20 protein-coding genes are annotated in these 25,962 nt (G+C 60.9%); 14 read left to right on the forward strand and 6 right to left on the reverse strand.

Annotated features, from left to right (window positions below; genetic code table 11):
• Nucleotides 1–4: 4 nt before the first annotated feature.
• From QDX22_RS09215 to QDX22_RS09230, 4 genes are all read right to left on the reverse strand, one after another.
• A complete protein-coding gene (locus QDX22_RS09215; RefSeq protein WP_279673270.1) occupies nt 5–1,261 on the reverse strand; it encodes a DUF418 domain-containing protein in 1,257 nt (418 codons plus the stop codon).
• A 177-nt stretch (nt 1,262–1,438) separates the two neighbouring features.
• On the reverse strand, nt 1,439–2,248 hold the full coding sequence (locus QDX22_RS09220) for an alpha/beta fold hydrolase (RefSeq protein ID WP_279673269.1): 810 nt from the start codon (nt 2,246–2,248) through the stop codon (nt 1,439–1,441).
• 218 nt (nt 2,249–2,466) lie between these two features.
• Nucleotides 2,467–4,089: an AbgT family transporter gene (locus QDX22_RS09225; RefSeq protein WP_279717777.1), complete on the reverse strand. Its 1,623-nt coding sequence runs from the start codon at nt 4,087–4,089 to the stop codon at nt 2,467–2,469.
• A 420-nt stretch (nt 4,090–4,509) separates the two neighbouring features.
• On the reverse strand, nt 4,510–6,399 hold the full coding sequence (locus QDX22_RS09230) for an FAD-binding monooxygenase (RefSeq protein WP_279717778.1): 1,890 nt from the start codon (nt 6,397–6,399) through the stop codon (nt 4,510–4,512).
• A gap of 139 nt (nt 6,400–6,538) precedes the next feature.
• Between QDX22_RS09230 and QDX22_RS09235 the strand changes: the two genes are divergently transcribed.
• From QDX22_RS09235 to QDX22_RS09295, 13 genes are all read left to right on the forward strand, one after another.
• Nucleotides 6,539–7,264, forward strand: coding sequence for an IclR family transcriptional regulator (locus QDX22_RS09235; protein ID WP_110123118.1), 726 nt, complete (start codon nt 6,539–6,541; stop codon nt 7,262–7,264).
• Between the two features lie 140 nt (nt 7,265–7,404).
• Nucleotides 7,405–9,051, forward strand: a complete 1,647-nt coding sequence (locus QDX22_RS09240) for a thiamine pyrophosphate-binding protein (RefSeq protein ID WP_279717779.1) — start codon at nt 7,405–7,407, stop codon at nt 9,049–9,051.
• 165 nt (nt 9,052–9,216) lie between these two features.
• Nucleotides 9,217–9,804 carry a TRAP transporter small permease gene (locus QDX22_RS09245; protein WP_279673266.1) on the forward strand — a complete coding sequence of 196 codons (588 nt, stop codon included), beginning with the start codon at nt 9,217–9,219 and terminating at the stop codon, nt 9,802–9,804.
• A complete protein-coding gene (locus tag QDX22_RS09250; RefSeq protein WP_279717780.1) occupies nt 9,801–11,174 on the forward strand; it encodes a TRAP transporter large permease in 1,374 nt (457 codons plus the stop codon). Before QDX22_RS09245 ends, QDX22_RS09250 begins: the two co-directional genes overlap by 4 nt.
• Nucleotides 11,175–11,210: 36 nt before the next feature.
• Nucleotides 11,211–12,395: a TRAP transporter substrate-binding protein gene (locus QDX22_RS09255; RefSeq protein WP_279717781.1), complete on the forward strand. Its 1,185-nt coding sequence runs from the start codon at nt 11,211–11,213 to the stop codon at nt 12,393–12,395.
• Between the two features lie 77 nt (nt 12,396–12,472).
• Nucleotides 12,473–13,966: a fumarylacetoacetate hydrolase family protein gene (locus QDX22_RS09260; RefSeq protein WP_279717782.1), complete on the forward strand. Its 1,494-nt coding sequence runs from the start codon at nt 12,473–12,475 to the stop codon at nt 13,964–13,966.
• Complete coding sequence (locus tag QDX22_RS09265; protein WP_110123123.1) at nt 13,966–14,664, forward strand: GntR family transcriptional regulator; 699 nt, start codon at nt 13,966–13,968, stop codon at nt 14,662–14,664. The genes QDX22_RS09260 and QDX22_RS09265 overlap by 1 nt, the downstream gene beginning before the upstream one ends.
• A 2-nt stretch (nt 14,665–14,666) precedes the next feature.
• On the forward strand, nt 14,667–16,175 hold the full coding sequence (gene hpaE / locus QDX22_RS09270; RefSeq protein ID WP_110100797.1) for a 5-carboxymethyl-2-hydroxymuconate semialdehyde dehydrogenase: 1,509 nt from the start codon (nt 14,667–14,669) through the stop codon (nt 16,173–16,175).
• Between the two features lie 49 nt (nt 16,176–16,224).
• A complete protein-coding gene (hpaD, locus tag QDX22_RS09275; protein ID WP_279717784.1) occupies nt 16,225–17,385 on the forward strand; it encodes a 3,4-dihydroxyphenylacetate 2,3-dioxygenase in 1,161 nt (386 codons plus the stop codon).
• Nucleotides 17,386–17,426: 41 nt separating this feature from the next.
• Nucleotides 17,427–18,836: an FAD-binding oxidoreductase gene (locus QDX22_RS09280; protein WP_110098982.1), complete on the forward strand. Its 1,410-nt coding sequence runs from the start codon at nt 17,427–17,429 to the stop codon at nt 18,834–18,836.
• 9 nt (nt 18,837–18,845) lie between these two features.
• Nucleotides 18,846–19,631 (forward strand): FAA hydrolase family protein, encoded by a 786-nt coding sequence (locus tag QDX22_RS09285; RefSeq protein WP_110098981.1) that lies wholly within the window; start codon nt 18,846–18,848, stop codon nt 19,629–19,631.
• Nucleotides 19,616–20,473: an HpcH/HpaI aldolase family protein gene (locus tag QDX22_RS09290; protein WP_110098980.1), complete on the forward strand. Its 858-nt coding sequence runs from the start codon at nt 19,616–19,618 to the stop codon at nt 20,471–20,473. The genes QDX22_RS09285 and QDX22_RS09290 overlap by 16 nt, the downstream gene beginning before the upstream one ends.
• Nucleotides 20,470–21,447, forward strand: coding sequence for an AraC-like ligand-binding domain-containing protein (locus tag QDX22_RS09295; RefSeq protein WP_233487907.1), 978 nt, complete (start codon nt 20,470–20,472; stop codon nt 21,445–21,447). The genes QDX22_RS09290 and QDX22_RS09295 overlap by 4 nt, the downstream gene beginning before the upstream one ends.
• Here QDX22_RS09295 and QDX22_RS09300 read toward each other — a convergent pair.
• Nucleotides 21,428–22,762 (reverse strand): flavin monoamine oxidase family protein, encoded by a 1,335-nt coding sequence (locus QDX22_RS09300; RefSeq protein ID WP_110098979.1) that lies wholly within the window; start codon nt 22,760–22,762, stop codon nt 21,428–21,430. The two genes, QDX22_RS09295 and QDX22_RS09300, sit on opposite strands and share 20 nt — an antisense overlap.
• Complete coding sequence (locus tag QDX22_RS09305) at nt 22,755–24,224, reverse strand: APC family permease (protein ID WP_110098978.1); 1,470 nt, start codon at nt 24,222–24,224, stop codon at nt 22,755–22,757. The genes QDX22_RS09300 and QDX22_RS09305 overlap by 8 nt, the downstream gene beginning before the upstream one ends.
• A gap of 175 nt (nt 24,225–24,399) precedes the next feature.
• On the opposite strand from QDX22_RS09305, the gene QDX22_RS09310 reads away from it, so the two are divergent.
• A complete protein-coding gene (locus QDX22_RS09310) occupies nt 24,400–25,815 on the forward strand; it encodes an aldehyde dehydrogenase family protein (protein WP_279673263.1) in 1,416 nt (471 codons plus the stop codon).
• Nucleotides 25,816–25,962: the final 147 nt, after the last annotated feature.

The raw sequence follows: 25,962 nt of genomic DNA on the forward strand, positions 1-25,962 counted from the left end.
TTTCTTATTGGATGGCGTGGCGACCTGTTTCATGGCGATGTAATTCGCCGGAGGCCAGGCGACCAACATGGCGAGTCAGAGCCTCGAGCGGTCCACGTCCGGTGACCGCCATCCAGAGGGGGCAGACGATCAGGGCGCCGATGACCATGAACAAAGCGGTGAGGTCCTCTTCAGCTGGCCCGATCCAGTCTCCGAGGTTGATGTTGCCATAGACGATCAGCGTGACCACCGCATGGGCCGCATAGACAGTTAGGGGCATGGCTCCCATCGCCGATAGCGGGTAGGTGACCCAACGTACCGGACCGCGACATATCAGCAGGCACGCTCCAAGGACCGTGGCACCGACGCCGAGGCCCAGCATGATTTCCAGACTGCCACCGGTGTGCGGGCGGCTCGAGGTTAGACCCAATCTCAGCCATTCCACGGGGTCGACGGGTTCTTCTTCCGGAACAACGTCCCCTGGTTTCCACGACGAGGAATCTTCTGTGTCGTAGGGGTAGAAACTCCCGTCCTCGACGTAGCCGTACGAGTCTTTGCTGTCGTAGATGCCCCCGTAGGAAGAGTAGCTCCCCTCATCCAGGGAGGTTCCGGCGCCGTCTTCAGTCAGCGAGGCCAGGAAAAAGCCCAGCGCGGCCACCACCAGACCGCCTAGAGCTAGCACCGTAGCCAGTCGGATACTCCGTAAATTGGAACGACCAATAGCCATACCGGTCAGGGCCAGCGCGAGCCAGGCGGTGAGCGGGTAGGGGCTGAAGAAGAGAAATGCGAGTGCGCCGTCAAAGGCAGAGAGGGCATTAAGCATCTCCAACACGACCGGGCCGATGATGGCGAATCCGGATGCCCAGACCAGCAGCCAGCGACGACGCAACCGCATAAACGGCATCATGGCAATATAGAGCATTCCGAAAATCGGCAAGATGACCGAGATGGGAGTGCCCAACGCCTCGAGGGCAAGACCGATGCCGAAAATGATGGCCGCGCGCCCTAGCAAACGCAGACGCAAGAAAGGCAATGCCTCGATATCGGGACGCCGGGTGCCTCCGGTCATCATCGCCAGCGAGATCCCGGCCAGTAGCGCGAATAACAACGAGGAAAAGCCGTGCACAATTCCCGGCCAGGTCGACGGTTCGGAAATTTCGAGCTCAGGAATTAACGCCATATGGGCGAAAATCATGCCAATAATGGCCAGAGCCCGGGCCACGTCGAGGCCCGGAACGCGGGGCGGTGTCATCAGCGTGCGCGCTGAACGAAAGGAAAGCACAACATGTATTTATCTCATGCTCTTCTGGAGAGCAAATGCGACACACTGTTGAGACCTTGTTGCAATAGTGGTGGCCGTTGTGTGGGAATCAGCGCGATGATCAACACAAAGACCCAGGACTCTTTCACTGGTGCCGAGAAAGCACCGAAAATGATGGCGACCTAGAGGATGGGCACCTTAGCCTCGTTGCTTGGTCAGGAACGTCAGCATCAGGTTGGCGAGGACTTCAGGTTGTTCAACATGGAGGAAGTGAGGGGTGTTACTGCCTTCGAGGAGATGGAATTCCGCGCCGGGGATGGCGTCGGCAACTTTCTTCGACTGCCACGGTGGAGTGAGGAGGTCCTGTTCTCCGACTACCACTAGGGTCGGTGTTTTGATCTGGGCCAATCGGTCGAGGGTGTCATGAGCCAAGTCGGCGTCCCACTGCTCGACGGTGGTTTGGATCTGCACCTCACTCTGCGGCAACCCGCGCAGAACGGGGGCGAGAAATTCCGGGAGATCAGCACGGTCCAACGTTTCGGGAGAGAAGGCAAGACCGGTGGCTGTGGCGGCAACGTCTAAGTCACCTTGAGCGTACGGGTACCGGAGGGAAGTAATCACTGCGGCTTGGAACCCGTCGCAGCGACCCCATGTGGAGTAGAGGATCAGGGACTTGACGTGGTCCGGATAGTTGATTGCGAGCTCTTGTGCGACAGCGGAGCCAAGGGACCAACCCAGAATGTGCGCTTGAGGAATCTGCAGTGCGTCCATCAGAGCCGCCACATCCTGAGCCATTGAGCGGACTGAAATATCACCATCGCCACGGTCAGTCTCGCCGATCCCCCGGTTATCGAAGGTGATGACACGGTAATTCTGAGCAAATCGGTCTTCAAACTCGGCCCAGGTACCAATAGCTCCCGAGGTGCCCATGATCAGAATCAGAGGTTCGCCCGAGCCTTGCTCTTCGTAGTGAACATTGATGCCGGTCGAGATCTGCACGTGTGGCATGTGAGGCTTCTTTCTGGCGTCGAGTCGTTCTTATCTCTGTGACTGAGACTACCTGGGTTGCACGACCAGAGACCAGGCATACAGCAGACGTAGCGCCCTGTGCTTCTCGCGTTTCACGATAGCCTGGCAACTTCGACAGGACACTTCAGACAAAGATGCCTAGATACACTCTGCAGGGAGTGCATCTAGGCATCGGGAAGCGGTCGTGGGCTGTGAAACTAGGGTGATTCGTAGAAGACCGGAGCGTTGGGTCCTAGTGGCAAGTCGAGTCCCATCCAACCGATGGTCATCAATGTCCAGACGGCCCAGAATGCTAGCGAGTAGGGCAACATTACCGAGACCAATGAGCCGATGCCGATCTTCTTGTCGTAGCGTTGGGCCACCACGATGATCAGCGCAAAGTAGGTCATCAGCGGACTGAGGATGTTGGTGGCTGAATCCGAAACGCGGTAGGCGGCCTGGGTGAACTCCGGGGAGATGCCCAGCTGCATCATGATGGGCACCATGATGGGTGCCAGCATCGCCCATTTTGCGGAGGCCGAACCGATGAATAGGTTTACCAGGCCGGTGAAGAGCATGAAGAGTAACACCAGAGGAATTCCGGTGAGGTTGATCGAGTCTAGCGCTTCAGCGCAGAGGACCGAGAGAATCAGACCCAGGTTGGTTTGTTCAAAGTAGGCGATGAACTGACCTGCGGTGAAAGACAAGACCAGGAACATGGCCATCCCGGAAATGTATTTGGAGATGTGGTTCACGGCATCGGTGTCGTTTTTCACCACATTGGTCACGATGCCGTAGACCAGGCCGGGAATGAAGAAGACAACGACGAGAATAATGGCCAGCGAGCTCATGAACGGCGACTGGATGACAGCACCGTCTTCACCACGCATCGGAGCATTCGGCGGAACAATGAGCAGAAGCAACAACCCAATGGTGATCACCAGCGAAATGCCGGCCCAGATCAGGCCCTTTTTCTGCAACGGGGTGACCTTCAGCTGTTCCTCATCCTCGCCCTCGATGGCCCCTTCACCGGTCCACTTACCCAGCCGGGGTTCCACGATGAACTGGCTGACCAGCGTACCGACGATAGCCAGGATAAAAGTCGAAGCGATGATGAACCAGTAGTTCATCGCCAGGTTCATCTGGTCGGCGTAGGCAGGGTCGATGGTGGCGGCGGCTTCAATGGTGAGCTCGCCGAGCACCACGTCTGTTCCGGAAAGCAGAAGGTTAGCACTAAACCCTGCCGAAACGCCGGCGAAGGCGGCAGCAATACCGGCCAGCGGATGTCGTCCGAGGGCGACGAACAAGATGGCTGCCAGCGGAGGCAACACCACGTAGCCGGCGTCGGAAGCTACCGAGGACATCACACCGGCAAAGACAATGGCGAAGGTGACCAGCGGGCGGGGGATGGAGAGGATAAAACCACGTAGTGCGGTACCGATCAGTCCGGTGGATTCGGCCATACCGATACCGATCATGGTAGCGAGCACCACGCCGAGTGGGGCGAAGTTGATGAAGTTATCGACCGCTGACGAGAAGATCCACTCAACACCTTCGGCGGAAAGCAGGTTGAACACTTCCACCGTTTCGCCTTCAACTGGATCTTCGACACTCAGCCCGGCCTGGGAGAGAACCCATGACAACAGGATGACCAGCAGGGCCAAAATCCCGAAGAGAGTGACGGGGTGCGGAAGCTTATTGCCACCCCACTCGATGAAGTCCAAGAAGCGTTGGAAAAAGCCCTTCCGCTTTCCACTTTCCAAGGTTTTTGACGGGGCATCATCATCGGTGACGGTGCTATCGGTCGTTGCTGCTCCCGAGTCGTTGTGGTGGATGCTCATAGGGGTCCTCTAGTAACGGTTATGTGATGAGATAGCCAGCGAGCTGGTGGTGTAGCACGCCGGAATGGTCTTATTTTTCCTGTGAGGAGAAATAAGACCTCTGAGGTGAGGTAAATCATAGCTAAGGTTTTGGGGTGATTTCAAAAACGTCACTCTTAAGACTCGGTGTAGTTAGCCATCCGCAGGGCCTCTTCTTCACCGTCGACCTTGAGAATGCCAATAGCGTCTTCGAAGATCCGGCGGGTAGCGATGCCCATGCCTGGGTGGAGAAATCCGACCTGCACCCCGAACGCGAGGCAGCTCCCGCTACCACAGCGGTCTAGTCGGACTTGTTGATAGCTTTCACGACAGGCCGGTGCCGGTCACCTCGATTGATGAAGGCACCGGCCCGCCAGTGTCTTTGCCACGCTTGTAGCACGCCTAGTTGGTGGTCAACACCGCATCGAAGTAGGCGGCAATACCGTCCACATCATCCAGTGGTAACACAGCGGCGACATACTGGTCCGGACGGACAATCACGACCACACCGTCGCGAGAAAGTTCACGATCCTCAAAGATGTCCTCGTCCGGTATGGTGGCGTAGATCTTCTCCCAGTACTCCAGGCCAAACTTCCCGACTTTGGGGCGGAAGATCGTCGGGGCATCCACGCAGTCGAAGCTCGCGGTGTCTTGCTGGTAGATCACATTCGGCTCAATCTGAGCGTTAATGTCCTCACCGTCGCGACGGTATTTCACAAACGGTGAGTCCGCGGAGGTCACCAACCACTCGGCCAGCTTTGAGAGCTTGGAATCGTGCTCGCCACAGGCCGGGCGGTCCGCAAAGGCGTACAGTCGCCAGCGACCATCCGCCACCGCCTGATGGCCGATGTGCAAGGGATTGGCGTCACAGACGCGCATGGCCTTAGCCGACTTGAAACGCTTACCCACGGGGAACCCGGCGGCCAACTCCTGGTGCTCGGTGCCGCCGGTGACCATGGAGGGACGGTACTCGGTCAGGAATCCAGCCGGGAACTCGGCGGTTTTGACGTAGAAGTCCTCCAGGTAGGTCGGATCCGGCAGCTCTTCGGTCGGAGTGGCCATCAGGGTCGACCATTCCTTATCGAAGTCGATGAGGTTCTTGGCTACCTCTTGACGTTCATCCGAGTAAGTGTGCAACAGGGTCTCGGGGCTGCGCCCCGACAGCACCTGGCCCAGCTTCCAAGAGATATTGAAACCGTCTTGCATTGAGACATTCATACCCTGGCCGGCTTTGGCCGAGTGGGTATGGCAGGCGTCGCCGGTAATGAACACGCGCGGGGTCAATCGGCCGCGGTCTGCGGTGTCGACATCGTCGAAGTGGTCGGTCAACCGGTGTCCTACCTCGTAGACCGAGTGCCAGGCCACGGACTTCACATCCAGGGTGTAGGGGGTGATGATGTCGTTGGCCTTGCGGATGATTTCCTCAATCGGGGTGTCGCGCACCTTGTGGTCATCATCCAGAGGCACTTCACCCAAGTCCACGTACATGCGGAACAGGTGTCCACCCTCGCGAGGGATGTGCAGAATCTGGCCGTGCTTGGAGTTGATGGCGCACTTGGTGCGGATATCCGGGAAGTCGGTGTTAGCTAGCACGTCCATGACACCCCAGGCGTGGTTGGCGACATCGCCACTCATCACCCGCCCGATGGAATCGCGGACGCGAGAGTGGGCGCCATCGCAACCGACGACGTACTTGGCGCGCACGGTGCGTTGTTCGCCCTTCCGGGGACCGGCTACGTACTCCACCTGGACCTCGACCGGGTAGTCCTGCTCGCGGTCCACACTCAGTCCGAGGAACTTAATCCCATAATCCGGGGTAATCCGACCCGGAGCCCGCAGTGCAGCTTCGGCGTAGCCATCCAATACGCGTGCCTGGTTGACGATCAGGTGTGGGAACTCGGAGATGCCGGAAGGGTCATCGGGAGTCCGGGCGGTACGAATGATGTTCTCGGGGTTGGTGGGGTCCGGCTTCCAAAAACACATCTCGGTGAGCCAGAAGGCCTCATCGATAATTTCGTTAGCGAAGCCAAAGGCTTGGAAGGTCTCCACCGAGCGGGCCTGAATACCGTCGGCCTGGCCGATCTCCAGACGTCCCTCACGGCGTTCAATAATGCGTGTATTGACTTCGGGGTAGTAGGACAGCTGAGCGGCGGCCAGCATACCGGCCGGACCGGTTCCGACAATCAGCACGTCCATTTCGTCGGGGAGTTCGTCGCTGCGATTGAGGCCGTAGCCAGCAGCAGGACGAATTCGGGGGTCTTCGGAGACATAGCCGTGTTCGTGGAAATGCATCGGTGGTTCACTCCTTGTCGGAAAAGACAGAGTAGATCGTGCCGTAGAGCGTGTTCTATAATCGAACACTAAACTCTATTATCGAATTTATGAGTCAGATCATAGAGGAAATATGAGCTGACTTACAAGGAGGTGTGTCGTGGCAGACCCGGTTACTCGGTCCGCAGGATCACAAACCCTCAGTCGCGGTCTTCGAGTACTGGAAGTGCTCGCTAATTCCGCGTCTGCGATGAGCATCGGCCAGGTCGCTCACGCTTTGGGGCTGCACCGCTCGGTGTGCTACCGGTTGGTGCGTACCCTGGAAGACCACGGGCTGGTGGTGCGTGATCAGCTGGGGAAACTCGCGCTAGGTGTACGACTCGTGGCCTTGAGCGCCTCGGTCGAGCGAGATATGCGTGCCACTGCCCTGCCCTTATTGACCCTGGCCGCTCAACGGTTAGTCATGACCTGCTTTCTGGCCATCGAAGACCGCGGGGAATGCTTGACGGTCACCAGCGTGGAACCTCCCCACCAAGAAACCGTCATCGCCCAGCGCCCCGGCGCGCGTCATCCCATCCAAGACGGGGCCACCGGAAGAGCGATCTTGGCGATCATGGACGAGGCTTGTTGGCCAGAGGGCATCAGCGACGAGGTGCGAGCCAATGTCCACGAAATCAGGCAGCGCGGTTGGGCGGAGTCCTACAGCCAGGTCATCCCCGGACTGTACGGCGTCGCGACCCCGGTGCGTTTCGAGGACGGCCGGCTGGGATCGGTTGGAGCATTGAGTCTTTTCCACGCCACGGGCGAGCATCTCAACCGTGTCTTGGAAGGCCTGTGCACAGTTGAGACCGGGCTTGTTGAAGCTGGCGTGTGTACTTTAAGGTAGGGGTGTCGAAGGTCATAGTGGGCTGAACCAACTGTGACGCCTTCTCGGCCTGGCGTTTGAAAAAGAGACGCTAACTCTTCGGTGAAGAGCCAGACATATATGGAATCGATCGACATATCTGTCTGTTGGGAGCGTTTCATATGCCAACTGTTGCCGCCGTTCTTGCCGATGCCCTACACCGTCACGCCACCGCCTTCTTCGGGCTGATGGGCAATGGCAATGCCTATTTCATTGACGCGCTACATCAGCTCGGCACCGACATCGTGCCGGTCCGCCACGAAGTCGCCACGGTAGCCTCCGCCGATGCCTACTACCGGGTGCGCCAAGAACTCGCGGTGGCCACCACGACCTATGGGCCGGGCTTTACCAATACGCTGACCGCGCTCGCTGAAGCCTCGCTATCACGGATTCCGCTCATCCTGGTGGTCGGAGACCAGCCCACTCCGGGGCGTCGCCCCTGGGATATCGACCAAGTTGCCACAGCGGCCTCCATGGACGTGCCGACACTGACCGTTGAGCCCTCCAACGCCGGCACCGTAGCCATCTCTGCTGTGGAACAAGCCGTGTCGCTACAACGCCCCGTGGTCCTCGCGATTCCCAATGACTTGGCCACCGCTGAGGTCAGCGCCGATGGTGCCGTCATCCCTGAGCTCACCCCTAAGGCGCCGAGCCCGGTAGTTGATACCGAGACCATCCACAACATGGCCACTGCCTTGCGGGAGGCTTCCCAGCCACTCATTCTGGGTGGTCGCGGTGCCCGTCACTGTGCTGGGGCCTTGCGTGAACTGGCCGGCCTGCTCGGCGCCGATGTGGCTACCTCCGCACCCGGGCGCGGACTGTTCGACACCGATGGCACCGACGGATTTACCGATTTGGGCGTGTGCGGAGGATTCGCCGCCCCGGGCTCCGCCCAGCGCATACGTGAAGCCGATGTTGTCCTCGTGGTGGGCGCCGGGCTGAACCAATTCACCATGGCCTTCGGTGAAGCCTTCGGCCCCGAGGCGCACGTCATCCAGATTGACCGCGAACCACAGGCCACCCACGCCCGCGTCAACCAGTTCCTCAGCGCTGATTCCGCTACCGCCGTCCCCGCGCTACTGGATGCGTATAAAGCCACCACCTCTGCGACCGAGTCGCGGGCGAAGACCGAGAACACCGAAGACACCGCTCGCGAACTCCGCGCCTATGAGACCGGCACCGAATTCGGCCCCGCCGGTGGGCTCGACCCCCGCGCGCTGAGCACCCGGTTGAACGAGCTGCTGCCACCAGACCGGATCTACATCACCGATGGTGGCCACTTCATCGGCTGGCCCAATATGTTCTTCGACGTGCCCGAGATCGACCACATGATCTTGCTGGGCACAGCCTTCCAAACTATTGGGCTGGGTTTCTCCGCCTCTGTCGGAGTTGCTCACGCTGCCCCGGAGAAAACCACTGTGCTGGTCACCGGTGACGGGGGTGGCATGATGGCCTTCGCTGATGCTGAATCCCTGATCCGTACTGCCAAGAGCGCCGTGGTCATCGTCTTCAACGACGCCGCCTATGGGGCTGAGGTCTTCCAATACGGCAGTAAGGGATTGGCCGAAGAACCCATGCGCGTCGGCGAGATCGACTTCGCCGGGCTGGCCACCAGCCTGGGCGCTCGCGCCTCCGTGATCCGCAGTTTCAACGATTTGAAGGACTTCACCCAGTGGGTTGCCGACGGCGCACACGGCACCTTCGTATTGGACTGTCGCGTCGACGGGAGCATCGTCGCCCCGTATATGCAAGAGATCGCGGGTATTTAACGCTGTATACCGCCCTGCCACTGTGAATGATGTCATGTGGTCTATATGACATGAGATCTCAGATCGTATATAGTCTGAGCTCAGCGGGTATGACCTAGACCACTACGCAGCGGTCAAAGCGCCCTCTCTCATCACACTCCCACCCTGAGAAAGTAGCAGTGGACCATGGAGAAACTAATACGCATTGCGGTTCGTTTTCTCGCAGTGCTCTCAGCAATCGCAGTCGTCGTGATGGTCATCGCCATCGCCATCGATGTCTTTGCACGCAATATCACTGGTGCATCGTTACCGGGCATGATCGAAATCGCCGAAACCGCCATGGTGACCGCCGTAGCCTTCGGTCTGGCCTGGGCCGGACTGAACGGCGAACACGTCGCGGTTTCCCTGGTGACCGACCGTTTTGGCCCCGGATTGACCAGAGCTACCAATGTCTTCGTCTGGACCCTGGTGACTCTCTACACCGGCTGGCTCTCCTATGCCAACATCATGCGCGCCATCGATTCCTTCATCTTCCGTGAAACCCGCTTTGGCATCGTGCAGTGGCCGATGTACCCGATGCGCTGGATCCTGGCGATCGGCCTGCTCTCTCTGTTGTTGGTAGCCGTCCTTAACCTGGTGCGCACATTGCGTGGCCAAGAACCCACCGGCCACGCCGATGAGGTCCAAGCCGCTCTGGCCGACCAGCCGGATGTCGTCTCCAAAACATCCGCCAGCATCGCAACTTCTACCGCCGAAGGAGGCCGTGCATCATGAGTCTCGGCGCTGTCGTGATCCTCGTGCTGGTCCTGATGCTGGCACTGCTACTGCTCCGAGTCCCCGTGGCCGTCTCCTTGGGTCTGGCCGGTGCCATCGGCCTGGTGCTTTTGCATGGATTTAACCATGCCACCCTGGAACTCGGTGCTGACCCGTTCTCCCAGATCGCATCCTTCTCATTGACCATCGTGCCGATGTTCGTGCTCATGGGCATGTTCGCAGTACGAGCCCATGTGGCCGAATACGTCTTCGCCATCGCCGACCGCGTGTTGAGCCGTTTTCCCGGCGGGCTTGGTGTCGCCACTGTGGTCGCCTCGGCCGGTTTCTCTGCAGTCTCCGGTTCCTCGATCGGTACCGCGGCCACGATGGCGCGCCTAGCCGTGGGAGAAATGCGGAAATCCGGGTACCCGGCTCACATGGCCACCGCCTTGGTTGCGGTCGCCGGAACCCTGGGATCGATGATTCCGCCCTCGACTTTCCTCGTCCTTTACGCCATCCTCTCTCAGCAATCGGTAGGAGAAATGCTGGCCGCCGGTATTGTCCCCGGCGCGCTCTCTGCGTTGGCCTATGCCATCTGGATCGGCTTTGCCGGCTGGCAGCTCCGCCGTCGTGGCCAGGTTGTCGCAGACGCAGACAACGTCCAAGATGCCCTGAGCCAAGCCAAAGCCATCCAGGCGGAAAACCGTCGCCACGCCCCGTTGTCCTCTCTGCCGTGGCGCGGTCTGGGCTACATTCTTCTGCTGTTCGCCATCGTGCTGGGCGGGATGTACTCCGGGCTCTTCACCGCCACCGAGTCCGCTGCATTCGGCGCGATTGCCGCGGTGCTGATTCTGATCTGGGAATTGCGTAAACAAGGTGCCAAGGGCATTTGGCAGGGTATTAAAGGCGCCCTGGAATCCACGGCGGGGACCACCGCGATGGTTTTCTTTATCATCATCGGTTCCGGAATTCTCTCAGCCTTCTTCGTCTCCGCCGGCGTGCCGGGAATGGTCACCGACGCAGTGAGTAGCTGGAACCTGTCACCGACCTGGATCATGCTGATTCTACTGTTGTGCCTGGTACCGATGGGGATGGTGCTGGAATCGTTGTCCCTGCTGATGATCTCGGTTCCGCTGATCCTGCCGGTCGCCCTAGAATTCGGCTTCGACCCAATCTGGTTGGGCATTCTGATCGTGAAATTCATCGAAATTGGCATGGTTACTCCGCCGGTGGGCATCAACGCCTTCGTCGTCTCTGGCGCCACCGGCGTGAAATCCGAGACCGTCTTCCGCGGTATCATTCCGTTCTTTGTTATCGACATGATCTTGATCCTGATCTTCTTCTTCACCCCGGATCTGATCCTGTTTTTGCCCGGATTAGTACAGAACTAGCCCTGGATGAGCCCTGGCGCAGAAAGAAGTGAACTCATGAATTGGACGACAAAAACTGCCCGTCGCGCACGAACCTCGACCCGTGGCTTGCTGGCGGTCGCCGGTATCGTGGCTGGCTCGCTGACGTTGACTGCCTGTGACGAGGGCGTGGTCGACTGGGAACGAGCAGATCAGACCGATGCCGAATACATCTTCACCCAAGCCAACGGCGCCAGCGTAGGGACCCAGCACGAGCTGGTTGCCGAAGCCTATATGGACGCGGTCGAAGAAGCTTCCGATGGGCGTATCGCCTTTGAACGCACCCCCTTCCAAGCCATCTGCGATATGGCCGATGTCGCAGACTGTATACGTGACGGCCGTGCCGACTTCGGACTAACCGTCACCGATTACACCCCACACCTGCTACCCACCACCTCGGTACTATCCATCTCGTTCAAAACCGATGACATTCAAGCAGCTACCCAGGCGCTTTACGAACTCCACCGCGAGTACGAGCCAGCCAAAGAGGTTATGGAGAAAGCTAACCTGGAACACGTTTCAACGTGGCCGGTGGGCGCGCTACTCATTGGGGCGAAGACCCCGATTGATGGGTTTGAAGATCTCGATGGGCTCCAGGCTCGCGCAGCCGGTCCGGTCACTCAGCGCTCGCTGGAAGACGCCGGGATGAACGTCAGCGCCATCACCGCCGGAGAAACCTATGAGGCACTACAGCGCGGAGTAATTGACTCGGTGGCCTCCTCGCTGGACTTCGGCGTGAACTTTGCCATCACCGAACAACTTCCTTATTGGGTCGACCCTGGTTTTGACCAATACACCGCCTACGGCATGTGGTGGAATAAAGACTCCTACGAGTCCTTGCCTGAGGACCTGCAGGCCACCGTGGATGACGTAACGAAGGAATTCAATGAGGGCAAGACCATTGACGTTGCCAACGGTGAGCTGGAAAATATCTGTGATGAGATGCTCGACTCCCCGGACGTGGAAGATTTCGACACTTGGTCCGATGAGGAAACTCAGAAATGGAAAGACATCGCTGCCGAAGGGGCCGAGGAAACCTGGTTGGATGTGATGGACTCGTTGGATTTCGAGAACGCGGAAGAATACCTGCGGGTCTACAACGAGAAGTACGAGTCCCTGAAATCTCCGGAAAACCCAGACGATGCCGGTATCGCCTGCGCTCAGCGCTGGCAAGAACGTCACGGCGATGCAGCAAATAAGTGATTGTGACACCCTGACCCCATCGCATAGAATGATATACGATTTCGAATACTCCCAGATCTGCTGAGCAGGAGGTCTGCATGCCGAACCCTCTCCACGACGTTCTCTTCACCCCGGGCAAGATTATTGCGGTGCACGTGGCCTTTGAGTCTCGCGCCGCCCAGCGCGGTCGGCGCCCGGCCACCCCGTCTTATTTCCTTAAGCCCACGAGCTCCTTATCGGGCTCCGGTGCCGACGTAGCACGCCCCGCCGGGACCGAGCTGATGGCTTTTGAGGGCGAAATCGCCCTGATCATCGGGGAACCGGCCCGCCGGGCCTGCCTCGAAGACGCCTGGAAGCATGTGGCTGGGGTGACCGCCGCAAACGACCTGGGCATCTACGACTACCGCCCGGCAGATAAGGGCTCTAACCTCCGCTCCAAGGGCCGGGACGGTTACACGCCCCTGGGCCCGACCGTGATTGACGCCCAAAGCATTGATCCGACCGCACTCCGGTTGCGCACCTGGGTCAACGGTGAGCTGGTCCAGGAGGATGGCACCTCCGAGGACCAGCTGATCTTCCCGCTGGCTCAGTTCGTGGCCGACCTGTCGCAGCACATGACCCTGGAAACCGGTGACGTGATCCTGACCGGTACCCCGGCCGGCTCGTCAGTGGTGGCCCCCGGCGACACCGTGGAGGTCGAGGTCGATGCCCCCACCGCCACGGGCGCACCCACCTCGGGTCGGCTGATCACCCACATTACGGAGGGCCCCGGCGACTTCGACCCGGCGCTTGGGATGTTGCCGGCTGTCGATGAAAAGCAAGCCGAAGACGCTTGGGGATCCCGTGAAGCCGCCGGTCTGCCACCGGTTGCAGATCCCACCGCGGCGCTCCCTGATGAGTTGCGGACCAAGCTGAAGGTAGCGCCCACCGCCGGACTATCGGCCCAATTGCGTTCCCGCGGTCTGAACAACGTCGTCATCGAAGGCGTGAAGCCCCAAACCGCGGGCACCAAGATGGTCGGGGTGGCCAAGACCCTGCGTTTTGTGCCCAACCGTGAGGACCTCTTCGGCAGCCACGGCGGTGGCTACAACGCCCAAAAACAGTGCTTTGATGCCGTCCGACCGGGCGAAGTCATTGTCATTGAAGCTCGCGGTGAAGCCGGCTCTGGCACCCTGGGCGATATTCTCGCCCTCCGCGCCCAGTACAACGGAGCCGCCGGTGTGGTCACCGACGGGGGAGTCCGCGACTACGCCGAGGTTCAGCGTATCGGCCTACCGGTCTTCACCCAGACCGCGCACCCGGCCGTGTTGGGGCGTAAGCACGTGCCCTGGGAGGTCGATGTGGCCGTTAGTTGTGGCAACGCCACGGTGCTCCCCGGCGACGTGATCGTTGGTGACGACGACGGGGTGCTTGTGATCCCGCGCGATCTCGCCGACGAAGTTGTCGAGGCCGCTCTGGCCAAAGAGCACCAGGATGAGTGGGTGGCCAACCAGGTTCGAGCCGGCGCACCGATCAAGGGCACCTTCCCGCCCACTGGCGAACAGAAAGAAGCCTATGAGCGCTACGTTGCCGAAACCGAGGACCAGAACTGATGACCCCACCGACCACAACCGAGACCGAGCAATTGTCCAAAGCCCAGATTGCCTACCGGTGGATTCGGCAACGGATCTTCACCCAAGAATTCAGCCCCGGCTATCGGCTGGTGCTGGCCACCATCGGTGATGCCCTGAATATGTCGGTGGTACCGGTGCGGGAGGCCATCCGCCAGTTGGAGGCCGAAGGATTGGTGACCTATCAGCGCAATGTGGGCGCCCACGTGTCGATGGTGGATGAATCCCAGTACATCAACTCGATGCAGACCGTGGGCATTCTCGAAGGGGCCGCCACCGCTGCGGCTGCCCCGCATGTGAGCGCAGATGATCTGGCCGAAGCCCGGGCGCTGAATGCGCAGATGCAGCGCTCGCTGTCACATTTCGACCCGGCCAGCTTCACCAAAACCAACCAGGCCTTCCACCAGGTGCTCTTCGCTCGGTGCCCGAACCAGCGACTGACCGATCTGGTCTATGCCGAATGGGACCGGCTGAACCATCTGCGGGAATCCACCTTCTCCTTCGTGCCCGGACGCGCCACCGAATCGGTGGCCGAACACGCCCACATTCTGGACCTCATTGCCGGCCATGCGTCCGCGATCGAGATTGAACAAGCCGCCCGAGACCACCGCAACGCCACGCTGACCAGCTACCTGAACAGCCCCGAACACCAGAACCGATCGACCCTAGGAGAGTACTGACTGTGACTGCCACCTCCCAGCGCCCCGCCAACCTGCCCGATCAGATCCGTCACTACATCGGTGGCGAGTTCGTTGATTCCCTTGACGGTGACACGTTCGAGGTGCTCGACCCGGTCACCAACGAGACCTACATTAAGGCTTCCTCCGGGAAGAAAGCAGATATCGACCGTGCCGTGGCTACCGCCAAGGACGCTTTCACCAACGGCCCCTGGCCGACCATGCTGCCACGCGAACGCTCCCGTGTGTTACACAAGATCGCCGATGTGGTCGAATCCCGCGGTGACGAGCTGGCCGCCATGGAATGTTTCGACACCGGTCTACCGATTACCCAGGCTCTGGGCCAGGCCCGTCGTGCTGCCGAGAACTTCCGGTTCTTCGCCGACCTGATTGTTGCCCAGCACGATAACGCCTTCAAGGTGCCGGGCCGTCAGGCCAACTACGTCAACCGCAAGCCGATCGGTGTGGCCGGGCTGATTACCCCGTGGAATACCCCGTTCATGCTGGAATCCTGGAAGCTCGGCCCGGCCATTGCCACCGGGAATACCGTGGTGCTCAAGCCGGCCGAATTCACCCCGCTGTCAGCGTCGCTGTGGCCGGGCATCTTTGAAGAGGCCGGACTACCGACCGGTGTGTTCAACATGGTCCAGGGTTTCGGTGAAGAAGGTTTCGCCGGTGACTCGCTGGTCAAACACCCCGACGTTCCGCTGATCTCCTTCACTGGTGAATCGAAGACCGGTGAGATCATCTACGCCAACGCCGCCCCCTACCTGAAGGGTCTGTCCATGGAGCTGGGCGGTAAATCCCCGGCCGTGGTCTTCGACGACGCTGACCTGCAGACCGCGATTGACGCGACCATTTTCGGCGTGTTCTCCCTGAACGGTGAACGCTGCACGGCCGGCTCCCGCATCCTGGTGCAGCGCGGGATCTACGATGAGTTCGTTCAGCGCTACGCCGCCCAGGCCAAGCGGGTCACGGTGGGTTTGCCCTCAGAGAAGACCACCGAGGTCGGCGCCCTGGTCCACCCCGAGCACTTCGAGAAAGTCATGTCCTACGTGGAGATCGGCAAGAACGAAGCCAAGTTGGTCGCCGGTGGCTCCCGTCCCGAGCAGTTCCCCGACGGCAACTTCGTCCAGCCCACCGTTTTCGCCGATGTCTCCCCGGACGCCCGGATCTTCCAGGAAGAAATCTTCGGCCCCGTGGTGGCCATTACGCCCTTCGACACCGAAGAAGAAGCCCTTCAGCTGGCCAATAATACCAAGTACGGTCTGGCCGCCTACATCTGGACCAACGATCTGAAGCGCGCCCACAATTTTGCCCAGCACGTCGAGGCCGGGATGGTGTGGCTGAACTCCAATAACGTCCGCGACCTGCGCACCCCCTTTGGCGGGGTCAAGGCCTCCGGCCTGGGCCAAGAGGGCGGTTACCGCTCCATCGACTTCTACACCGACCAGCAGGCCGTGCACATCAACCTCGGCGAAGTCCACAACCCGGTCTTCGGCAAGCAGGACTAAGCGCACTCCAGCCCGCTGACCCGTCGTGAGCACAGAAAGAACAGAGACCATGACTGATATGAAGGATCGCACGCTGACCTCCTCGGGATTCTACGTCTCCCAGGAGACCCCGATTCAGACCGATAACCCCATCCCCAGCCCGAGCGTGGAAGCACCCGATGTATTGCGGTGCGCCTCGATGGAACTGGTCGTCACCGACCTGGCCGCCTCTCGCGAGTTCTACGTGGACGTGCTCGGTTTGGTGGTCACCGATGAAGATGAGCACACCATCTACCTACGGTCGATGGAAGAGTTCATCCACCACAACCTGGTCCTGCGCGCCGGCCAGGTGCCCGCGGTGGCGGCATTTTCCTACCGCGTGCGCACCCCGGAGGACCTCGACAAAGCCGTGGCCTTCTACGAAGAACTCGGCTGCCGGGTCGAACGCAAAAAGGACGGGTTCGTCAAGGGCCTGGGTGACTCGGTGCGCGTGGAAGACCCGCTGGGCTTCCCCTATGAGTTCTTCTACGAGGTCGAGCACGTCGAGCGTCTGGCTTGGCGCTACGACCTCTACAGCCCCGGGGCCCTGGTGCGTCTGGACCACTTCAACCAGATCACCCCCGATGTCCCCCGGGCAGCCCGTTACATGCAGGATCTAGGTTTCCGCGTCACCGAGGATATTCAGGACGAGCACGGCGTGGTCTATGCGGCCTGGATGCGACGCAAACCCACCGTGCACGACACCGCCATGACCGGCGGTGACGGCCCGCGGATGCACCACGTGGCCTTTTCCACCCACGAGAAGCACAACATTCTGGCCATCTGCGACAAGATGGGGGCCTTACGCATCTCCGACCGCATTGAGCGTGGCCCGGGACGGCACGGTGTCTCCAATGCCTTCTACCTCTACCTGCGTGACCCGGATGGCCACCGCGTGGAGATCTACACCCAGGACTACTACACCGGCGACCCGGACAACCCGGTGGTCACCTGGGATGTGCACGACAACCAGCGACGTGACTTCTGGGGCAACCCGGTTGTACCCTCCTGGTACACCGACGGTTCCCTGGTCCTGGACTTGGACGGCAATCCGCAGCCGTTGACCAGCCGAGAAGAAGACTCCGAAATGGAGGTCACCATCGGCGCCGACGGCTTCTCCTATACCCGCGAATCCGGTGAAGAAATGCCCGACTGGAAGAAAGGCGAATATAAGCTGGGCAACCAGCTCTAGACTGAAAGACAGTCCGCCTCCACGCTGGAAGGAAACACCGTATGAGCACCACCGAGAATTTCTCCACCGTTCTGGCCGAGTTGCGCGACCAGCTACCTGCCGATGCGGTGGTGGACGATCCCCGGGCGTTGAGTGTGTATCAATACGATCGTTCCGGACATCTCAGCGACACTGTGCCCTCAGCTGCGGTCTTCCCCCGCACCGTCGAGGAGGTTCAGCACATCGCACGGGTGTGCTTCCACCATCGGATCCCGATGGTGCCTCGTGGCGCGGGGACCGGGCTGGCCGGTTCGGCCATCGGTAGCACCGGTGAGATCATGGTCTGCACCGACCGGATGAACCAGATCCTGCAACTGCAACCCGAGAACCGTTTGGTCACGGTCCAGCCGGGCATCCTCAACGGAGAACTCAACACCTACCTGGCCACCCAGGGCTTCTGGTGGCCACCGGACCCGGCCTCCAAAGACATCTCCACCGTGGGTGGCAATATCTCCATGAATGCCGGAGGGTTGCTCTGCGCCAAATATGGGGTCACCCGTGAAGCGGTGCTATCGTTGCAGGTCGTGCTCGCCGACGGGTCACTGATCACCGTCGGGCACCACACCGTCAAAGGCGTGACCGGCTACGATTTGTGCGCGTTGCTGATCGGCTCCGAAGGCACCTTGGGCATCATCGTCGAGGCCACCCTGAAAATCCGGCCCCTCACCCCGGGTAGCACCGTCACCCTAGGCGCCTCGTTTCCGACCGTGACCGATGCGGCAGAGGCCGCCTCAGCGGTCACCCGCCACGGCCACACCCCGGCGATGATGGAGCTGCTCGATGACCTCACCGTGGCGTTGGTGACAGAACACACCGGCGAAAACTTCGGCTCCGGCAACTCCTTCCTGCTGATCCAAACTGACGGACCGGCCGCCGCGACTGAAGCCGAAGAGATTGGGGCGATCCTCACCGACCACCAGGCCGAGCTGACCATCACCGACGACCCGGAAGAATCCCAGCGCCTGGTCGGTATCCGTCGCAGTGTCTTCCCCTCTCTGGAGGCCAAAGGACAGTTACTGGTCGAAGATATTGCCGTGCCCCGGTCCACAATGGCCGAAGCCTTCGCCCGAATTCGCGACCTCGAACAAGCCTCCGGGATCAAAATCCCCACCGCCTGCCACGCCGGAGACGGCAACCTGCACCCGGTATTTGTCGTCGAAGGTCAAGACCACGGCCAGAACCGCGAGGTGCCCGAGGCCATCTGGGACGTGGCCGGACAGGTCTTTACCATGGCCCTGGAATTGGGTGGCACCCTCACCGGTGAACACGGGGTGGGCGTGCTGAAATCCCGGTGGCTGCCCGACGAGCTGGGTGACGTGCAGTACCGGCTGCAACAGAACATCAAAGCCGCCTTCGACCCCCACAACTTGATGAACCCGGGCAAAGTCTTTCGCCCGGCACCCACCGCCTAAGGACAGCCCATGTTGGATCACCAGACCCACACTGCGATCGCCGATGAACTCCACCGGGCCAACCGAGACCGCACCCCGGTCCCGCTACTGACCGCCCGATACCCGGACATGGTGATTGAAGACTCCTACGCCATTCAAAAAATCTGGGCCGAACGCCAGGTCGAAGCCGGCCGCCACCCGGTCGGACACAAGATCGGGCTGACCTCCAAGGCCATGCAGGACGCCACCGGCATCGACGAGCCCGACTACGGGGTGATCTTCGATGATCAGGTCTTCGACTCCGGCCATGTCTACCAGTGGGAGAACTACACCCACCCGCGCATTGAAATGGAATTGGCCTTCGTGCTCCACCAGGACCTCGAAGGCCCCGGCGTGACCCTCTTCGATGTGCTGCGAGCCACCGAATACGTGGTGCCGGCTCTGGAAGTGCTCGACTCTCGGATCGAGATGCAGGGCCGTACGATTATCGACACCATCTCCGATAACGCCGCACTGGGTTCGATGGTCATCGGTGGCCGGCCGGTCTCCCCGGATGCGGTGGACCTACGCTGGGTGGCCGGCGCACTGTGGCGCAACCACGAAATTATCGAAACCGGGGTCGCCTCCGGCGTGTTGAACCACCCCGGCAATGGCGTGCACTGGCTGGCCAACCGGATTGCTGGCCACGGCGACCACCTGGCCGCTGGAGAAATGATTCTCGCCGGATCCTTCACCCGCCCGATGTGGGTCTACCAGAACGACACGGTCTATGCCGATTACGGTGCATTGGGAGTCGTGACATGTCACTTCGCGTAAAACAACTCCTCGCCCAAGACCCCGCCACCAGTGGCCTATTGCCCGGGGCACTACCGAGCCTGCGGGATCTATTCCCCGCCCAGAGCGGCAAACCCGACCAGCACGGCCCCATCGTCGGGATCTTCGTCTCTTCCGGTGACGCCGGGGTGGCCGAAATCTGCGCCGGGGCCGGATTCGATTACCTACTCATCGACGGCGAACACTCTCCGCTGAGTCTAGAATCCATCCAGTCCCAGCTGCGCGCCATCGCTGGTTATCCGGTGCTCTCGGTGGTCCGGGTACCACATAACGACCCGGTGTTGATCAAGCAATACCTGGATCTGGGCGTGCAATCACTGATTGTGCCCATGGTCGACACCCCCGACCAAGCCCGGGCGGCTGCTTCGGCGGTGGCCTACCCGCCGGACGGGGTCCGTGGCCTCGGCTCGGCCCTGGCCCGCTCGGGTCGCTGGTCCCGGATCCCCGACTACTTGGCGCGGGCCCGCCACACCCTGACCCTGTTGGTCCAGATCGAATCCCACACCGCGGTCAACCACGCCGCTGAGATTCTGGCCACCGACGGTGTTGACGGAGTCTTCATCGGCCCCTCGGATCTCTCCGCCTCGATGGGGCTGCTGGGCCGTCAGACCCACCCGGAGGTCATCGCCGCCGTCACGCAGGTCATCGCCCAGGCGAACGCGGCCGGCAAGATTGTGGGCGTCAACGCGTTCCACGCCGATCAGGCTCGCGACTACGTGGCCGCCGGGGCCGACTTCGTCAACGTCTCCGCCGATGTGGCGATCCTGGCCCGCGGAACCGAGAAGCTGGTGGCAGAGTGGGGGATCGAACAGGAAGCGCCGTGACTGTCGCACCTGATCACCGGTTCGGCGCCTGTCAGCATCCGGGGCCACACAAGCACTTGAGCCTGGCCCAGTGGACCGAGGCCATCTCCCACAGCTTCCACAACCTGACCATCACCGCAGACGACCCGCAGGCGTTTCGGGCCGGGCGCCGGCAGGCGCTACTGGGAGAGATCCTGCTGGTGGATATGGCCACCGACGCCCACCGGGTGTGCCAGCCGCACGTTGTGCCCGAGAACACCCAACCGGCCATGTGTAAGCTTTCGTTGCAGATCGAGGGACAATCCCAGCTGACCCAGGACTGCCGGACCACAGTGCTGGCCCCCGGGGATTTGGCCCTGTACGTCACCCACCGGCCCTATGAGCTGGTCTTCGACCGGCCCCAGCGCTCGCTGGTGATGCAGTTCCCCCAAGAGTATCTGCACCTGGTGCAAGAACAGGTTTCTCTGGTCACCGCCACACCGGTCAGTCGCGAACACGGACTGGGTCGGGTGGTGGTGCCACTATTTGAAAACCTGGTGAACAACCTGCAGATCCTGCATACCCCCAGCGCGCTGTCGCTGGTGCGTTCATCCTTGCAGATGCTGGTCACCATCCTGTTGGAGGCCTCCAAGGCCCAAGGACGTGACACCAGTGAGAATCCGCTGTTTCATCTCGCCACCGCCTATATCGAAGACCACCTGGGGGATGCGGAGCTGGGGCCACAACGCATTGCCGAGTACTTCTACGTCTCCGTCCGCCAGCTCTATACCCGCTTCGCCGAGCACGGCACCACGGTCAGCACCATGATTCGCGACCTGCGGTTGCACCGGATCCGCGACGATCTCGCCGATCCGGTGCATGCCTCCGAGACCGTGCAACAGATCAGTACCCGCTATGGGATTCACGACGCCTCGCAGGTCTCCAAGCTGTTCAAACAGGCCTTTGGCGAATCGCCCTCGGCCTACCGGGCCCGGGTTAAGAACCCAGGTGCGTGATCAGCTTCCGGGCGGTGGTCAGTCCCGACTCCAGGGCCCCGTCCACGCACACCCCGCGCCAGCCACGAGCCAACTCAGAGCCGGCAAAGACCACCGGGGGCTCGAGCCGTTCGAAGTGGTGCCAGGCATCGGTGAACTGCCCGGTGCGTAACGTGCCCCAGGCTTGGCCCGACCACGGGTCGTTCTGCCAGTCGTGACCGGTAGACTCCACCACCTCGAGGTCATCGCGCCAGTAGTCGAGAATCCGCTGGGCATCAGCGGTGGACTCCAGATCCACGGCGGAGGCCTCCGGGCCGAAGCCGACCAGGATGGTATCGCCTTCGGGGGTGAAGTATTCGGAGCGGATACAGGCCATCGGCGCCGGGTAGGGCGCATAGGCCAGTAGCTTGTGTCGGCCCTTGACCTTGAACCAGATTTTCGCCCCCGAGGTGTTCCACCCCTGCTCGATGGTCGCGGTGATCGTCTCGGGTAGCTCAGGGGTGAAACGGATGGTGCGCAACGCACCCGCCGGGACGGTGACGATCACCGCGCTGGCCTCGCGCACCTCACCGGTGGCCAGCGTGACACGGGCGCTGTGCCCGTCGTGGTCGACGGCGGTGACCGGAGTGTTGAGCTGAATCGGGCAACTCAGCTCGGCAGCCATCGGCTCGTAGAGGCCTTTCATGCCGTTGACTAGCTTGTACTTCAGGGTGATGTCATCCAGTAGTCTCAATCGGTGATCCGAGAGTGCGACCCAGTGTTTGGCCATCAGCGCCGACCCAGTGTGGGGCGAGCCCACGTACCCGGCCGACCAGTAGGCATCGACCAGATCGATCTGCTCCTGAGTGAAATTCCCGCTGGCCCGCACTGCGTCCAACACCGAGGCTTGGTCATCGGCCAGGAACTGCTCGCGCAACTCCGCGGGCCCGTCGAAATCCTCCGAGAGGATCCAGAGCGGATCGTAGGGGTGAGGGAAGTACTGCTCTGAGCGAGCAAAGATCTCGGCCATCGGGGGCTGAATCGTCCGATCCAGATCCTGTAGGGTGCCCTGATGCGTGGTGTCTTGCGAATTCCAGTACACCAGTTCGGGCTCCGGTGAGGCGACAATCGGTTGCTGGTAGCGGGTGATCTCCTGCCACACATGGGCTTGGAACCAGTGCACCCACGTCGCGCCGAGCTCAATCGCGCGCCCCATGCGCTCATCGGTCCAGGCTCGTCCACCGACCCGGTCGCGGGCCTCGACGATCTCGCACGAGATCCCGGCGGACTCTAATTCGCGGGCGGCACGCAATCCAGCGAAACCGGCCCCAATAATCACAACGTGTGGTTCAGTCATGGTGTTCCTTTCCGACGGTGACAAGTTCGGCTGGTGCGCCCGGCACGGCCTCGGGTTCGCGACGTCGTAGCACCTCGCCCCAGAGCAACCCGAGCACTCCGGAGCCGAGAATGATGCCGGGCATGATGAAGATCAGCGAGGAGCCTTCCTCAGCGTCGATCATCACATCGAAATTGGCCAAGATCAGGATGAACACCACCGCCAGCCCGAGGGCTGCTAGGGCCGGGGCGATGACGCGCACCCAGAGCCCGTAGCCGTGGGGGTGGCGGATAAACCAGGCCATGATCGCCACGGAGGTGACCGCTAAGAGGAAGACGAGTCCGAAAGCTGCGGCATTGGTCAACCAGGTGAATAGCGTGATGACCGGAAACAGCGGGCCGAGTTCGTGGCCGGTGCCGGCGATGGCGAAGCCGATCACGACCACCACGGCCAGGGCTGACTGGGTGAGAGATCCGGCCAGCGGGGCGCCGGTGCCGGTGGTGGCTGCCAGCTGACGAGGTAGTACCCCGGAGCGGCCGAGGGAGAAAAAGTAGCGGGCGGCGGCATTATGGAAGGCCAACAGTACGGCAATCAGGCTGGTGACGAACAGGATCGAGGCGAATTGGCCCAGCACGGGGCTGGTCTCGCTGAGCCACACGAAGACCAGATCGGGGCCGAGCTCGGCAGAACGCTCGACCACCTGCGAGGGGCCAATACCAATACCGAAGGCCCACGCGGAGAACGCGTAGAAGATCGCGATGGTGATCAGTGCGATGTAGGTGGCTCCGGCCACGGTGCGACGGGGGTCGGTGACCTCTTCGGAGTAGATCGCACCAGACTCAAAGCCCATAAAGGCCGCAATCCCAAAGGCCAGCAGCACGCCGATACCGGGGGCAAAGAACTGATCGGGGGCAAAGGCATCAGCGGCGGCTCCCTCAGGTGCCACCGCAAGTGCCAGCACATCGATGATGATCACGACCAGGAACTCCAACGCGACGACCACGCCCAGCACCTTGGCGGATAGATCGATGGAGTTGATGCCCAGAATTGCGACCAGGGCCCAACAGAGCAGGGCCATCAGCCACCAGGACACCTCCAGGCCGGTGAGTTCTCGTAGCAGATTGGAGGAAGCAAACCCTACCAGACCGTAGAGCCCGATTTGCATCATGTTGTAGGAGACCAGTGCCAGAATAGCGGCTGCAATACCTTGGCGGAGCCCCAGCCCGGCTGAGACATAGGCATAAAACGCTCCGGCATTGTGCAGGTGTCGGCTCATCGCGGCGAATCCCACCGCAAAGACGACCAGTAACAATCCGAGCACGATATAGGTTTGTGGCACACCCAGCATGCCGGAGACCGCGTAGTTAGTTGGGATCCCGCCAGCCATCACCGTCAGTGGGGCGGAGGCGGCAATGATCACCAAGACCAGGGACACGGTACCGATCCGTCGGGGCGCGGGGGTGGTGTGGGTCGTGGTTGTCATGATCTGTCCTTCACTGGAAACTAGGTCTCTTTAGTGTGAGCCAGATCACCTGAAGTGTCTTGTCGATTCCTGCACAACGCTTGGGCGCCAGTGCAGTGCAGCGTTGAGTGTGACGCAAGTCTCATGTGTCGGGGTTAGGGTGTGGAATAACAACAGTCTGATGAAGGGACAAGAGATGACTGCCGATCTCACCACATATCAAGGATTGCTAGAAGCTGTCACCGTCGATGGTGGCGTGGAGGTTAAAGACCCGGCCACCGCCGAGGTGATCGGCTCGACCGGACAGGCGAGCGTCGATGACGTTGACGCCGCCGTACAGCGGGCCAAGCGGGCTCAGCCAGCATGGGCTGCGCTGGGTGGTGACAAGCGGTCCGAATATCTGAACCGTGTTGCCGATGCGGTCGAAGCCAGCGCTAAGGCGCTGGCCGAATTGCTCAGCCGTGAGGTGGGCAAGCCGTTGAACGGCCCGAACGCTCGTTTCGAAGTGGGAGCGGTTGCGGGATGGCTCCGTGCCACCGCGTCCTTCGAGCTCAATGACGAGGTGCTCGTGGACGATGAGTCCGGCACCGCAGTGCTGAGCTATCGACCCGTCGGTGTGGTGGGTGCGGTGGGCCCCTGGAACTGGCCGATGATGATCTCCACTTGGCAGTTCGGCGCCGCGCTCAAAATGGGCAACACGGTGGTTCTCAAGCCCTCCGAATACACTCCGTTATCCGTCCAGGCATTGGTGGCCGTGGTCAACCAGGTCCTACCTGAGGCGGTGCTCCAGGTGGTGGCCGGGGGCGGCGAGATCGGCGCGGCGCTGACCGGCCACCAGGACGTGGACAAGGTGATGTTTACCGGTTCGACCCGCACCGGCCAGGCCATTATGCGCTCGGCCGCGACGGACCTGAAGCGCCTGACCCTGGAGCTGGGCGGTAATGACGCCGGCATCATGTTGGACGACGCCGATCCGAAGGCGCTGGCTGAAGAGTTGTTCTGGGGTGCCTTCATTAACACCGGACAGACGTGTGCGGCCATGAAGCGGCTCTATGTTCCCGAAGCTTTGTACGACCAGGTTGTCGACGAGCTAGCCCAACAAGCCAGCAACGCTGCTATGGGTGTGGGTCTGGAGGAGCATAACGTGCTGGGCCCATTGCAGAACCAACAGCAGTACGACATCGTTGCCGATCTGGTCAACAAAGCCCGCGAGGGCGGGGCCCGGATCGTGACCGGCGGGAACCCCGATCCCGACCAGGCGGGGTACTTCTATCCCGCAACTATTGTGGCCGATATCGATCAGTCCAATCCGCTGGTACAAGCAGAACAGTTCGGCCCGGTGTTGCCGATCATCCGCTACACGGACCTAGACCAGGCCATTGCGTGGGCTAATGAGCTCAACGTCGGTCTGGGTTCCTCGGTCTGGAGTAGTGATCGACAGCGGGCGCTGACGGTTGCCGATCGGCTTCAGGCCGGTACCACCTGGATCAATCAGCACGGTGCGATAGATCCGCGGGTGCCATTCGGTGGCATCAAGAAATCTGGATTCGGCCTCGAGTTTGGGTTGGAAGGCCTCAAGCACGTCGCGGTGCCAAAGGTTACGAAATACTAAACCTGTGGCCCTCTGACGCCGGGCCGCGATCATCGATCTCCCCAGGTCCCGGCCCTGTTTGCTGTATGTTTACTGAATCGTTATAAACCTTGAAAAAGAGATTAACGATATATCTTTGTGGCCTCCGTAGCGTGGAGCGCAGTGCCG

It is taken from the genome of Auritidibacter ignavus (assembly GCF_029853775.1).
In the GTDB taxonomy this organism is placed as follows: Bacteria; Actinomycetota; Actinomycetes; order Actinomycetales; family Micrococcaceae; genus Auritidibacter; species Auritidibacter ignavus.